The sequence below is a fragment of the Kitasatospora sp. NPDC098652 genome, from assembly GCF_044760155.1.
Lineage (GTDB): Bacteria > Actinomycetota > Actinomycetes > Streptomycetales > Streptomycetaceae > Kitasatospora.
This window is the reverse complement of record NZ_JBIWAQ010000001.1, coordinates 949,864-962,403: the sequence shown is the minus strand read 5'-3', so window position 1 is coordinate 962,403 and position 12,540 is coordinate 949,864. Positions and strand designations below refer to the sequence as shown.

Sequence of the window (12,540 nt, the reverse complement as noted above, 5' to 3'; positions counted from 1 at the left end):
CGTTGGCGGTCTGAAAATCACCCGTCACGCCCCTCTCCGCACCCACCCCCTCCACCGCCCCCTCCCGCAGCGCGTCCCTCTCGCCTGGGTCGGGTGGGGGGTGGGGGGTGGTGGGGGTGGGTGGGTTGGTGCGGGGGTGGGTTGGTGCGGGTGGGTTGGTGCGGGGGTGGGTGGGTTGGTGGTGGGGGTTGGTGGGATCTGTCGTGCGGGTGGGAGGGGGTGGGGAGAGACTGGGCGCATGCCGGAGTTGCCTGAGGTGGAGGCGCTGAGCGCCTTTTTGGCTGAGCGGTTGGTCGGGCGGGAGATCGCTCGGGTGGAGCCGGTGGCGATCAGTGCGCTCAAGACGTACGACCCGCCGGTGGGGGCGTTGGAGGGGCGGACGGTGGGGGCGGTGGGGCGGCGGGGGAAGTTTTTGGACTTCGAGGCGGGTGGGTTGCATCTGGTGGTGCACCTGGCGCGGGCGGGGTGGCTGCGGTGGAGGGACACGCTGCCGGGGGAGCCGGCGAAGCCGGGGCCGCGGAATCCGTTGGCGTTGCGGGTGCGGTTGGTGGGGGAGGGCGGGTTCGATCTGACGGAGGCGGGGACGAAGAAGGGGCTCGCCGTCTATGTGGTGCGGGATCCGGTGGAGGTGCCGGGGGTGGCGAGGTTGGGGCCGGATCCGTTGGATCCGGGCTTCGGGGTGGCGGAGTTCGCTGCTCTGCTGCGGGGGGAGCGGCGGCAGTTGAAGGGGGTGTTGCGGGACCAGAGCGTGGTGGCGGGGGTGGGCAACGCCTATTCGGACGAGGTGCTGCACGTGGCGCGGATGTCGCCGTACAAGTTGGCGTCGAGCCTGACGGAGGAGGAGACGGCGCGGCTGTACGAGGCGCTCGGGGGCACGCTGCGGGAGGCCGTGGAGCGTTCACGGGGGTTGGCGGCGGGGGAGCTCAAGGCGGAGAAGAAGGTGGGGATGCGGGTGCACGGGCGGACCGGGCTGCCCTGTCCGGTGTGCGGGGACACGGTGCGGGAGGTGTCGTTCGCGGACTCGTCGTTGCAGTACTGCCCGACGTGTCAGACCGGGGGGAAGCCCTTGGCGGACCGGCGGCTGTCGCGGCTGTTGAAGTGAGGCTCACTTCAACAGCCGCGTGGTTTCAGCGCTTGACGGCGACGCCGCCCCAGTAGTAGGCGGCCTTCGGGTCGGCCGGGGGTTCGCCGTCGGGGCGCCAGGCGAGGACCGGGGCGAGGCCCGGCTCGACCAGGTCCCAGCCGTCGAAGAAGCGGAGCACGTCGTCGTAGCCGCGGGGGACGAGGGTCATGCCGCCGGCCCGGGCCGCTTCGGCGACCTTGCCGACCGCTTCCGGGGCGAAGTCCGCGGTGGGGGTGGTGAGGGCGAGGCAGCTGCCGGCGGGCAGGGCGTCGCGCAGTGCGGCGACCCGGCCCCAGGGGTCGTCCTCGTCGGCGATCAGCATCAGGACGGCGATCATCAGCAGGCCGACCGGCTGGGTGAGGTCGAGGGTGGAGGTGAGCGCCGGGTCGGAGAACAGTTCCTCGGGCTTGCGCAGGTCGGCGTGGATGTACGTGGTGCGGCTGGCCGGGCTGGAGACCATCAGGGCGCGGGCGTGGGCGAGCACGATGGGGTCGTTGTCGACGTACACGACGCGGGTGCCCGGGCTGACGGCCTCGGCGATCTCGTGGGTGTTCGGCGAGGTGGGGATGCCGGTGCCGAGGTCGAGGAACTGGCGGATGCCGTGGTCCCGGGCGAGGTGGCGTACCGCGCGGCCCTGGAAGGCCCGGTTGGCCTTGGCCATCTCCTTGACGCTGGGTACGGCCTCCTCGATGGCCTGGCCCATGGCGCGGTCCGGCGGGAAGTTGGTCTTGCCGCCCAGCCAGTAGTCGTAGACGCGCGCGGAGTGCGGAGTGGTGGTGTCGACGCCGAAGCGTTCCCACTGGCTCAGCTCGACGGCGTCCTCGTCCTGCGGGCCCTGCTGGGGGAAGTCCTGACTTCTCGTCATGGCCACGTCCTCTGATGGCAGATCATCACACTGGGGAAGGCACAGCGTAGCGGTCGTGGGGGGAGGCGGGGCGTCCGGCAGGGGGAGAGGTGGCGGCGGGCCGGTGGTGTGGGCTGTCGGAGTGGTGATCGGCGCCCGGGGGGAGGGGTGCTGACCAGCGGGGCAAGCATTCAGAATGCTGTCTGATCGTCAGATTACTTCTTCGGTGGCCGCTCGGGTCACCTCGCGCAGGCTGTTGATGGTGGCGGCCGGGATGTCATTGCTCGGCGGTGCCGCCGCCTGCAGGAGCCCCTGGAGTGGCGGGGGCGTCGCCGCTCCGGAGGGGGTGACGGAGGTGCTGGCGACGGAGACGCCCGGGTCGCCCGGGGCTCCGGCGCCCTCGCCGACGCCCTCTCCGGTACCGCCGTCCGTTACTCCGTCGGCCTCTGCCGCGCCGAGCGTCCAGCCGGTCCGCAAGGTGCTCAGTGATGCGGAGAGCAAGCCGGTGTACGACCTGGACCCGGCCCAGCGGGTGGTGGCGCTCACCATTGACGACGGGCCGGATCCCCGGTATACGCCCCAGGTGCTGGCCCTGCTCCAGCAGCACGGGATCCGGGCGACCTTCTTCCTGATCGGCGAGAACGCCGTCGAGCACCCGGGCCTGGTGAAGGAGATCGCGGACCGGGGCCACCACATCGCCAACCACACCTGGACCCATCCGGATCTGCGGCACATGTCCGAGGGCGCCGTCCGGGACGAGCTGGAACGGACCAGCGACCTGCTGCACCGGACCACCGGGCGGCTGCCCACCTGGTTCCGGGCGCCGGGCGGAGACTTCTCGCCGGTGTCGCTGCGGGTGGCCGCCGAACTGGGGCTGCGGAACATGGCCTGGTCGATCGACCCGAGGGACTGGTCCCGGCCGGGGACGTCGTCGATCATCGACACGGTCCTCAAGGAGGTGCGGCCGGGGTCGATCGTGCTCAACCACGACGGCGGCGGGGACCGCTCGCAGACGGTGGCGGCGTTGAAGGCGTACCTGCCGGTGCTGATCGATTCCGGGTACCTCTTCACGGCGCCGCCGAATTGACATCGGAATGTCCGAGAATCGGATATCGAGAGGGTAGCGGCTTTGCTTTTTAAACCACTCGAAAGGGTGGATTGGAAGAAGCGTTTCTGCGGATTCTCGGCCTCTAGGGTGATCTCGCACCAGTTCACCGGGTACCCCGAGTACCACCTGAAAGGCTCATTCCCATGCGTCTCCGCAATGCCGTGCTCGCCGTCGCCAGCGCTGCCGCTCTCGTCCTCGCCGTTCCGATGTCCGCCAATGCCGCCACCGGGGACTTCCTCTACAAGGTCGGTCCCGGTGTTCCGGCCGGGCTCGCAGATCCGGAGAGCGGCACGTGCATCAACCTGTTCGGGGCGACCGAGAACGACCCGGCCTACGCGCCGGACAACTTCACCAACTCGACGGCCACGGTGTTCCTCGACTTCGACTGCAACGGGGACACCTACTACGTGATGAACCCCGGCAAGCGGCTCGGCAACCGGCTGAAGCTGCGCTCGGTCATCTTCTCCTGAGCCGGGTGGCCCGGGCCGGACGGTCGGCGTAGCTTCGAACTGTCCGGCCCGGTCGCCGGTGCCTCGTGATGCCCTCGCGGTCTGCCTGCGCCCGTGGTCGGGTGCCGCAGTCTGGGCAGAGCGAAGGAGGGCCCGGTATGACCGGCAACGGTTACGCGCACCCCGAGGCGTTGGTCCGCACCGACTGGCTGGCCGATCACCTGGACGACGGGACGGTCCGGGTGGTCGAGGTCGACGAGGACAGCAGCGCCTACGAGCGGGACCACATCCCCGCTGCGGTGGGGTGGAACTGGACCACCGACCTGCACAGCCAGGTCGGGCGGGACTATGCGGACCGCGAGGCCGTCCAGCAGCTGCTGCGGGCGGCCGGGGTGGAGGACGACACCACCGTGGTGCTGTACGGCGGCAACAACAACTGGTTCGCCGCGTACGCGTTCTGGCTGTTGCGGCTGCGGGGGTTCGGGCCGGTGAAGCTGCTGGACGGCGGGCGGAAGAAGTGGGAGCTGGAGCGCCGGGCGCTCACCCACGAGGTGATGGACTACCAGCACTCGGGCTACCGGCTGACCGGCCCGGAGCGGCCGGAGGTGCGGGCGCTGCGGGACGAGGTGCTGGCCAAGGCGGAGGTGTTCGCCAAGCCCGGCGCGGACGCGGTGCTGGTGGACGTGCGCTCCCCGGCGGAGTTCCGGGGCGAGCTGATCGCGCCGCCCCACCTGCCGCAGGAGCAGGCCCAGGTCCCAGGGCACATTCCCGGTGCCGTCAACGTGCCCTGGTCGCAGGCGGCCAACGACGACGGCTCGTTCCGCTCGGCGGAGGAGCTGCGGGCGCTGTACGGGGACAAGGGGGTCGGTCCGGAGCGGGAGGTGATCGCCTACTGCCGGATCGGCGAGCGGTCGGCGCACACCTGGTTCGCGCTCACCGAGCTGTTGGGGTACCCGCACGTGAAGAACTACGACGGCTCATGGACGGAGTACGGCTCGCTGGTGCGGGCGCCGGTGGTGCTCGGGGCCTGAACGGGTGGGGCGGGTGGGGTGTGTGACGGCGGTGAGGCGCCGTCATTTCGGCGCGTTTCTTTTCATGAACATCTCATAGTTGGGGAGTGGAGCGGGGGCTGCCGGGACAAGGATCGATCCGACCCATCGATCCGGTGATCCTGGAGGACCACGTTGCGCAAGAGGCTGATCGTCTCCGCCGCCAGTGCCCTGAGCCTGTTCCTGGCCGTCCCCGCCTCGGCCGCCGACTTCCAACCCGGCGCGGCCGGGATCGGCGACCCCTATTACCCGACCTACGGCAACGGCGGCTACCGCGTCTCCCACTACGACATCCGGTTGAAGTACCAGCCCGCGACCGACGAGCTGGAGGGCACCACCACCATCCTCGCCACCGCGACCCAGGACCTCTCCCGGTTCAACCTCGACTTCGCGCTGAACGTCTCCGAGGTGCGGGTCAACGGACGGCCGGCGGCCTTCGCCACCAGCGGTGAGCAGGAGCTGGAGATCACCCCGGCCCGGCCGCTGGCCAAGGGCAGCCAGGCCACCGTGGTGGTCCGCTACAAGGGCGTGCCGTCCACCGTGAAGAAGTACGGCTTCACCGCCTGGCACCGCACTCCGGACGGTGCGGTGGCGGCCGACGAGCCCGAGGCCGCGTGGTGGTGGTTCCCGAGCAACGACCACCCCAGCGACAAGGCCACCTACGACGTCTCGGTGCTGGTGCCGGACGGCAACCAGGTGATCAGCAACGGCGTGCTGACCGGCACCAGCTCGAAGGCCGGCTGGACCCGCTACAGCTGGCGCGAGAACAAGCCCCAGGCGACCTACCTGGCCACGCTCGCCGTCGGGAAGTTCGACATCACGACCGACACCACCGCGAGCGGGCTGCCGGTCTACAACGCGTACAGCAAGGACCTCGGCGACAACGCGGACGCCGCCCGGGCCAGCGTCGAGCGCACCGGCGAGCTGGTGGACTGGCTGAGCGGCTACTTCGGCGACTACCCGTTCAGCTCGGTCGGCGGGTACGTGCCCAACGTCCCGACCGGCTACGCCCTGGAGACCCAGACCCGGGTCTTCTACAGCCCCAAGCAGTTCGCCAAGGGCACCAACACCTCGGTGGTCGTGCACGAGCTGGCCCACCAGTGGTACGGCGACAGCGTCTCGGTCTCGCACTGGAGCGACATCTGGCTGAACGAGGGCTTCGCGAGCTACGCCCAGCTGCTCTGGTCCGAGCACGAGAACGAGGGCACCGCGCAGGAGCTGGCCGACTACATCTACGCCTCGCACCCGGCCGACGACCCGTTCTGGAGCGTCAAGCCGGGCGACCCGGGCGCGGACAACCAGTTCTCCAGCGCGGTCTACGACCGGGGCGCGGTGGCCATCCAGGCACTGCGCAACACCGTCGGGGACGAGAAGTTCTTCCGGATCCTCAAGGGCTGGCCCACCGAGCGCAAGTACGGCAACGCGACCATCGCGGAGTTCCAGGCGTACGCGGAGAAGGTGTCGGGGCAGAAGCTCGGGGACCTCTTCAAGACCTGGCTGTTCACCCCGGGCAAGCCGGCCGTCGGACCGGTGGCACCGGGTGCCGCGACCGCCGCACTGGCGCCGGGGGCGCGGGACGAGGTCCGGGCGTTGGTGGAGCCGAAGTCCTGGAAGAAGATCCAGGAGGCCCACTCGGTGCACGAGCACTGACACCCGGTGGGGTGAGGTGACGGGCGTGGCCCGGCCGACAGGGCCGGGCTACGCCGCTCCGGGGCCGTCCGCCGCGAGCAGTTCGGTGAGGCGGCGGACGGCGAAGGGTATGAGCTCGCGGACCGGGACCAGCCGGCACGGCGCGTTGCCGACCAGCACCTCGCGGATGCCGGCCAGCTCCTCGAACTCCCGCCCCACGACCGGGAAGTGGGTGTCGTTGTCGTTGCCCACGTCCGGTGTCTCGATCCACACCCGCTCGCCCTGGATCGCCATCGGGAAGCGGCGGAGCTTGAGTCGGCGGTTCGGGGCGAAGGTCTCCGCGTAGTGCAGGAAGGTGTTGCGGTTGTGCCCGACGCCGACCAGCAGCACGTACCCGCCGAGGTCGTGCAGGGCGCCGAAGGGCGACTCCCGGCCGACGGCGAAGCCGAGCGAGCGGCGGGCGGTGACCTCGCGGGCGTGGGCGCCGACGGCGGCGACCGAGGCCTGCGGATGGGTGCTGCGCAGGCTCTCCGGCAGGCTGCGCAGGGCCTCGGCGATCGCGCCCATGGGGGAGGGCAGCTCGGGGTGGAACAGCGGGACGGCGGCCCGCAGTTCGGCGATCTCGGGGGTGGGCAGCCCGGCGTGGTCCGGCGCCGGGTCGCAGACGACGGAGCCGGTGAAGGCGGGCGCGGCCACCGTGCCGCCCGGGCCGACGGCCTCGCGCAGGCTGGCCACCACGGCCGCCGCCCCGCCCTCGACCGGGCCGAGGCTGGAGAGCGAGGAGTGCACGATGATCGCCATGCCCGGGCGGACGCCGACCCGGTGCCAACCCTCCACGAGGTCGGCGGTGGTGAGCGGGCTGGTGCCCGGTGTGGTCATGGTCCCCCCTGATGGCGGCGGTGCGTAGGGCTGATGGGCGTGCTGGTGCATTCGTACCGGTGTGGTGCGATTGTTCGGGCCCGACCCTAGCGGGTGACACTGACAATCGGTCAGGAGGGGGGTGCCGTCCGTCAGTCCACGGCGGTGCAGGCCGCCCGGGCCGGGGCGCCGGGCTCGCAGGTCACCGGGCTGCGTGCTCGGCCAGGACCAGGGCCTCCTGCTCGGGGGTGAAGCCGTGCCCCAGCGGCGGTTCGCCGCGTTCGCGGTCCCAGGCGAGCACGTCGGCGGCGGTCACCGCGAGCGGGGTGGCGGGCAGTCCGGCGGCGCGGGCGCGGGACGGGTCGCGCTGCTGGCCGGGCCAGAGCGGTTCGGCCCGGACCAGCGGGAAGAACGGCGGCGGGGCGGTCTCCGGCGGGACGGGCACCAGCTCGATCTCGGTGCCCGCGACCTCGGCGCAGGTGGCGATCAGGCCGCCCAGGGTGGTCGGTTCGGCCGGGCCCACGGCGTGGAAGGCGCCCGGACGGCCGTCCTGGAGCAGCCGGAGCACCAGCCGGGCCAGGTCGCGCGAGTCGACCACCTGGACGGGCTGCTCGGGGCGCCCGGGCAGGGCGATCCGGCCGCCGCGGGCCGCCCGGCGGGCCCAGTACGTCAGCCCGCGCTGCTCGTCGTGCGGTCCGGCCACCTTTCCGGGGCGCACGATCGTCGCCCGGTCGCCGTAGCGGGCGGTGACGTCCTGCTCGCAGGCGACCTTGAGCCGGCCGTACGTCTCCTCGGACAGCTCCTCGGCCTCGCGCAGCGGCTCGCGGAGCGGGGCGGACTCGTCGGAGTGCGGGGCGAGCCCGGGCCGGCGGTAGACGGCGTGGCTGGAGACGAAGAGGTAGCGGCCGACCCGGTCGCCGAGGGCAGTCATGGCCTGGTCGACCTGGCGGGGGCGGTAGCCGGTGACGTCCACCACGGCGTCCCACTCGCCCGTGCCGAGGGCGGCGTAGTCGCCGGTGTCGCGGTCGCCGCGCAGGTGGCGGGCCTCGGGGAAGAGGGCGGGGTTGGTCCGGCCGCGGTTGAAGAGCGTGACCTCGGCGCCGCTGCGCAGGGCGTCTGAGGCGATCGCGCGGCCGACGAAGGAGGTACCACCGAGTACGAGGATTCGCATGGGTCCCAGGCTAGGGCCCGTCTTCAAACTCCCGCCCCGCAGGCGGGAGTTTGAAGACGGGCCCTGGGCCCTGGGTCAAGTCGATTCGAGCGGCTCCTGGGCGGGGGCGGAGAAGTGGCGCAGCGGCCCCGGTCGGCTCGGGGCGAGCCGGCCGGGGCCGCTGCGGGCCGGGCTCAGGCGGAGGGGGCCTTCGCGGCTTCGGTGAGGATCAACTCCTCGATGCCGTAGAGGAACCGCTCCATCGCGGGGCGCGGGAGGACGGCCGGGTCGGCGGTCATGGCGAGGCTCAGTGCCTCGGGGGACTGCAGGGCGTCCAGGGCGTAGGTCAGGCCCGGGCGGGGCTCGAAGTCGACCGGCCAGCTGAGGGTGGTGCCCTCGGCGCCCGGGGCGGGTGCGGCCGGGAGCAGCTCGCGGGTGTCGTTGAAGACGCAGGAGCGGTCGGCGGTCGGTACGCCCTCGGCGGTGAGCTGCGCGACCTCGGCGGCCAGGGCGAGCTTGTCGTAGTAGGCGTGCCGGTAGGTGCCGATCGCGGCGGCGTGGGTGCGGCGGACGACCTCGCCGAACTCGGCGGTGGCGTCGGGGAGGTGGAACAGTCCGTCGCCCGCGACCACGCTCACCGCGTTGGTCAGCTCGGGCAGGAAGCGGTTGTTGACGACGACGTTGAGCACGGCCTCGGTGGTGCCGGCCAGACGGGCGGTCATCGTGGCGGTCGCCGCCAGCAGGACGGAGGAGGTGCTCACCCGGTGGGCGGCGGCGACCAGTTCGACCGCGCCGGGGAGGGCGGGGGAACGCAGGACGGCGTTGGGGAAGTCGGCGGGGTGCTCCGTCGCGGGCGGGTCCGGGAACAGTCGGGGCGGGGCCAGGCGGAGCTTGCGGACGAACTGCTTGCGGGCGCCCGCGTCGCGCTTGCGGCCCCGCTCGGAGGCCTGGAACTCGGCCTCCTCCAGGGGCTGTTGGGCGGGTGCACGGAGCCCCGCGAGCTCGCCGGCGGAGTGCCCGAGGCTGAGTGCGGTCAGGTCGGCGACCAGGCGGTTCATCCCCGCGCCGTCGACGGCGGTGTGGGAGAGCGCCAGGCTGATGTGCCGGGCCAGGCCGTCGGCCGTCACCACGCCGACCCGCAGGGGCCACTGGGTGGCGGTGTCGAAGGGGCGTCCGGCCAGGTCCCGGTGCAGTCGGTCGCCGGCCTCGGCCGGGTCCTCGCCGTCCGCCAGCAGATGCACCTCGACGGTCAAGGTGCCCTCCGGATCGACGACTTGGCGCAGTGCGCCGTCCGGCGCGGGCAGCAGCCGGGTGTGCAGCGAGTCGTGCAGGTGCAGCAGCCGGGCCAGGGCGTCGAGCAGCCCGGGCAGCGGCAGGCCCGGGTCCAGCGGGGCCGCGGTGGCGATGGTGTAGCGCGGCACGTCGGCCGGGGGGAGTCGGTGGACGGCGTCCCAGATGGCCCGTTGGCCCCAGGTGGCCGGGCCGGTTCCGGACCGGCCGGACGAGAACGCGATCTCCAGCAGTTGGCGTGTGGTCACCGTGTGGCTCTCCAGGGTGCGGTCGTTCGGTGCGTCGGTGCCGGTGCGTTGGGAGCGCGGGTGCTGCTGGGGAGAGTGTGGCGCACGGCCCGCCGGGCGTCGAGGGGGTGGCCGGCCGGGGCGTCCGCTATGCGGGATCGGGGGTTCCGCAGCTATCTCGACATGAAGTATCTTGATGTCGAGATTGACGGTGGACGCGAAACGAGGACCTGTCATGCGGGGGAACGGACTGTGGTCGCAGCTGCGGCGGCCGCCGGGCGGGCGGGACGCCCGCATCATGCTGCTGGCCCAGGGCGTGGACCGGACCGGCACCGGGGTGTGGGCGGCCGCGTCCGTGCTGTACTTCACCTATGTCTGCGGCATGGACGCCGGGCGGCTCGGACTGCTGCTCGGGGTCGGCGCGGTGGCCGGGATCATCGGTTCGCCGCTGTCCGGGCGGGCCGCCGAACGGTTCTCGGTGCGCGGTCTGCTGATCGGCTGCCACCTGCTGCGGGTGGCCACCATGGCGCTGCTGCTGGTGGTCCAGGACTTCACCGCGCTGCTGGTCTCGGTCGCGCTGACCTGCCTGGCCGAACGCGGGGCCAAGACCCTGGAGATGCTCTTCGCCACCCGGGTCGCGGGCGAGCGGCGGGCCACCTACCAGGCGCTGTTCCGCAGCGTGGCCAACGGCGGCTACGCGGTCGGGACGGGCTTCGCGGCGCTCGGCCTGGCGGTCGGCACCACCACCGCGTACCGGGCGCTGATCGTGGCCAACGCGCTCTCGTACCTGCTGGCCGCCGCCCTGATCCGGCGTACCGCGGAGCCGGCCGGGCGCGGTCTGGGCGCGGCAGCGGCGGAGGCGGCGGAGGTGGCAGAGGCGAAGGCGGAGGCCGAAGCGGAGGCGTCGGCCGCCGGGGGCGGCGCCGCGCCGAGCCCCTGGCGCGACCGCGGCTACCTGCTGTTCGTCCTGCTGGACCTGCCGATGTGCCTGGACGACTCCGTGCTCAACGTCGGCCTGCCGCTCTGGCTGATCCACCACACCGACGCGCCGCACGCCGTGGTGCCGGCCTTCCTCACCCTCAACACCGTGCTGGTGGTGGTGCTCCAACTGCGCGTCTCCGGCTGGGCGGAGCGGCCGGGCGGGGCGACCAGGGCGGTCGGCTGGTACGGGGTGACGCTGCTCGCGAGCTGCCTGCTGATCGCGCTCTCCACCGGCGGCGGCCCGCTGACCGCCTCGCTCGCCCTGCTGGCCGCGGCCGCGCTGGTCACGCTCGCGGAGCTGATGCGCTCGGTGAGCTCCTGGGAGCTGGCGGTCAGCCTGGCGCCGCCGCGGGCCCGGGCCTCCTACCTGGGGGTGGCGGGGATGTCCCAGTCGGTCCAGAAGTCGGTGGGGCCGATGCTGCTGACCGGTGTGGTGATGGCCGCCGGGCCGGCGGGCTGGCTGGCGCTCGGTGCGGCGTCCACCGGGCTCGCCGCGCTCCAGCGCCGGGCCAGTCTGCGCCGCCTCGCGGCGCTGGCGGTGCCGGAGCGGGTGCCCGCGCCGGTCGGCTGACGCCCCGCGGAGTGTGGCAGCAGCCCGCCCGCCGCGGTCCGGCCGCAGCGGGCGGGTCGTTCAGGGCGGGTCGTTCAGGGCGGGTCCTTCAGGAGGCCGACACCTTCGAGGGCTCCCGCACCTCCTCGACGGGTGTGCCCGCCCGGAGGGTGCTGACCAGGAGGGCGCCGGCGAGGGCCGCGGCGCCGGTGAGGGAGGCGAACACGGTGGAGGAGGTGGCGATCCCGGTGGCGTCGCTCAGGTAGCCGGTCAGGATGGGCAGGATGCCCGCGAAGAGGTAACCGCCCGCGCTGAGCGCCGCGTTGGCCTCGGCGAGCCTGGTCGGGACGACTTCCGTCCCCAGCCGGGAGAAGCCGCCGTACTGGCCCATGCCCTGGCCGACGCCCGCGGTCACCGCGGCGAGGGCGAGCAGGGCGAGGGAGTGGGCGCGGACGGCTGTGGCGGTGCCGAGCATGGCGACGCCGGTGACGACGCCCGCGATGGTGAGGATCCGCCCCAGCGGCAGGTTCCGGATCGCGAACTGGACGCCGGTGGAGGCGCCGAACATCATGAAGCCGATCCCGCCGGTCACCAGCCGGTTGCCGGTGTGCAGCAGGGAGGCGAGCAGGATCGGCCCGAGGGCGAGCAGCAGGGACGTCCCCGTCATGCCGGGGATGTAGACCAGCAGGCTGGTGGCCAGGCCGCGGCGGTTGACCCGGGGGACGGACGGCAGGCGCAGCCACCCCGTACCGGGCTCCGCCTGGGAGACCGGTACGGGCGGCAGGTGGACGGTGTACACGACCGCCAGGGCGGTCAGGAGCAGGACCCCCTCCAGGACGAAGACGGTGACGGTGGGGGCCGTCCAGTACTGGGAGACGCTGCCGCCGAGCAGGGGGCCGGCGGCCAGACCGGTGCCGATGGCCACCGAACCGGCGAGGACCGCCTGCGGGCGCCGCCCGGGCCCCCCGACGTGGGAGACCGCCGCGGTGCCGGCCGAGAGCACCGCGCCGACCGCCACACCGGTGAGCAGTCGCGCGACGATCAGGGTCAGGACGTGGGTGGCCGTCATGAACAGCGCGCAGGAGACCAGTCCGGCGATCAGGGCGGGGGCCAGCACCCGGCGGGTGCCGTACCGGTCCGCCAGGGCGCCGGTGAACGGCAGGGCGAGCAGCAGCCCGCCGATGTACGCGGCGAAGATGACCGTCGTGGTGCCGGTGGAGAACCCGATGCGGTCCTTCCAGAGGGCGAGCAGCGGGGTGGGGATGTTGGACAGCATGAACAC

The 12,540-nt window shown here is 72.8% G+C and carries 12 protein-coding genes; 6 read left to right on the top strand and 6 right to left on the bottom strand.

The genetic code is table 11. From position 1 onward, the window contains the following. Window positions 1-238: 238 nt before the first annotated feature. Complete coding sequence (locus ACIQWA_RS04100) at window positions 239-1,102, top strand: Fpg/Nei family DNA glycosylase (protein WP_402477816.1); 864 nt, start codon at window positions 239-241, stop codon at window positions 1,100-1,102. A 25-nt stretch (window positions 1,103-1,127) separates the two neighbouring features. Here the strand turns inward: ACIQWA_RS04100 and ACIQWA_RS04095 are convergent, their stop codons facing one another. Together ACIQWA_RS04095 and ACIQWA_RS04090 are read right to left on the bottom strand one after the other, a co-directional pair. Further along, entirely contained in the window at window positions 1,128-1,988 is an 861-nt protein-coding gene (locus ACIQWA_RS04095; RefSeq protein WP_402477813.1) for an SAM-dependent methyltransferase, read from the bottom strand. Between the two features lie 189 nt (window positions 1,989-2,177). Next, window positions 2,178-2,444 carry a hypothetical protein gene (locus ACIQWA_RS04090; RefSeq protein WP_402477810.1) on the bottom strand — a complete coding sequence of 89 codons (267 nt, stop codon included), beginning with the start codon at window positions 2,442-2,444 and terminating at the stop codon, window positions 2,178-2,180. A 1-nt stretch (window position 2,445) separates the two neighbouring features. On the opposite strand from ACIQWA_RS04090, the gene ACIQWA_RS04085 reads away from it, so the two are divergent. From ACIQWA_RS04085 to ACIQWA_RS04070, 4 genes are all read left to right on the top strand, one after another. Beyond that, a complete protein-coding gene (locus ACIQWA_RS04085) occupies window positions 2,446-3,054 on the top strand; it encodes a polysaccharide deacetylase family protein (protein ID WP_402477807.1) in 609 nt (202 codons plus the stop codon). Between the two features lie 164 nt (window positions 3,055-3,218). Next, a complete protein-coding gene (locus ACIQWA_RS04080; protein WP_402477804.1) occupies window positions 3,219-3,545 on the top strand; it encodes a hypothetical protein in 327 nt (108 codons plus the stop codon). Window positions 3,546-3,682: 137 nt separating this feature from the next. Continuing rightward, complete coding sequence (locus ACIQWA_RS04075) at window positions 3,683-4,555, top strand: sulfurtransferase (protein WP_402477803.1); 873 nt, start codon at window positions 3,683-3,685, stop codon at window positions 4,553-4,555. Between the two features lie 153 nt (window positions 4,556-4,708). Further along, window positions 4,709-6,223, top strand: coding sequence for a M1 family metallopeptidase (locus ACIQWA_RS04070; RefSeq protein ID WP_402477800.1), 1,515 nt, complete (start codon window positions 4,709-4,711; stop codon window positions 6,221-6,223). A gap of 48 nt (window positions 6,224-6,271) precedes the next feature. Here ACIQWA_RS04070 and ACIQWA_RS04065 read toward each other — a convergent pair whose 3' ends face one another. The 3 genes from ACIQWA_RS04065 to ACIQWA_RS04055 form a co-directional block, all read right to left on the bottom strand. Next, window positions 6,272-7,081, bottom strand: coding sequence for an AAC(3) family N-acetyltransferase (locus ACIQWA_RS04065; protein WP_360235292.1), 810 nt, complete (start codon window positions 7,079-7,081; stop codon window positions 6,272-6,274). Between the two features lie 181 nt (window positions 7,082-7,262). Then, entirely contained in the window at window positions 7,263-8,231 is a 969-nt protein-coding gene (locus ACIQWA_RS04060) for an NAD-dependent epimerase/dehydratase family protein (RefSeq protein WP_402477797.1), read from the bottom strand. A gap of 173 nt (window positions 8,232-8,404) precedes the next feature. Continuing rightward, window positions 8,405-9,748 (bottom strand): condensation domain-containing protein, encoded by a 1,344-nt coding sequence (locus ACIQWA_RS04055; protein WP_402477794.1) that lies wholly within the window; start codon window positions 9,746-9,748, stop codon window positions 8,405-8,407. Window positions 9,749-9,962: 214 nt separating this feature from the next. Here ACIQWA_RS04055 and ACIQWA_RS04050 point away from each other — a divergent pair, with 214 nt between their 5' ends. Continuing rightward, window positions 9,963-11,279 (top strand): MFS transporter, encoded by a 1,317-nt coding sequence (locus ACIQWA_RS04050; protein ID WP_402477791.1) that lies wholly within the window; start codon window positions 9,963-9,965, stop codon window positions 11,277-11,279. A gap of 88 nt (window positions 11,280-11,367) precedes the next feature. Here ACIQWA_RS04050 and ACIQWA_RS04045 read toward each other — a convergent pair whose 3' ends face one another. Beyond that, on the bottom strand, window positions 11,368-12,534 hold the full coding sequence (locus tag ACIQWA_RS04045) for an MFS transporter (protein ID WP_402477788.1): 1,167 nt from the start codon (window positions 12,532-12,534) through the stop codon (window positions 11,368-11,370). Between the last annotated feature and the right edge of the window lie 6 nt (window positions 12,535-12,540).

Coding starts and splice junctions, on each gene's coding strand:
- ACIQWA_RS04100 (WP_402477816.1), top strand. CDS start 239: ATGCCGGAGTTGCCTGAGGTGGAGGCGCTGAGCGCCTTTTTGGCTGAG.
- ACIQWA_RS04095 (WP_402477813.1), bottom strand. CDS start 1,988: ATGACGAGAAGTCAGGACTTCCCCCAGCAGGGCCCGCAGGACGAGGAC.
- ACIQWA_RS04080 (WP_402477804.1), top strand. CDS start 3,219: ATGCGTCTCCGCAATGCCGTGCTCGCCGTCGCCAGCGCTGCCGCTCTC.
- ACIQWA_RS04075 (WP_402477803.1), top strand. CDS start 3,683: ATGACCGGCAACGGTTACGCGCACCCCGAGGCGTTGGTCCGCACCGAC.
- ACIQWA_RS04065 (WP_360235292.1), bottom strand. CDS start 7,081: ATGACCACACCGGGCACCAGCCCGCTCACCACCGCCGACCTCGTGGAG.
- ACIQWA_RS04060 (WP_402477797.1), bottom strand. CDS start 8,231: ATGCGAATCCTCGTACTCGGTGGTACCTCCTTCGTCGGCCGCGCGATC.
- ACIQWA_RS04050 (WP_402477791.1), top strand. CDS start 9,963: ATGCGGGGGAACGGACTGTGGTCGCAGCTGCGGCGGCCGCCGGGCGGG.
- ACIQWA_RS04045 (WP_402477788.1), bottom strand. CDS start 12,534: ATGCTGTCCAACATCCCCACCCCGCTGCTCGCCCTCTGGAAGGACCGC.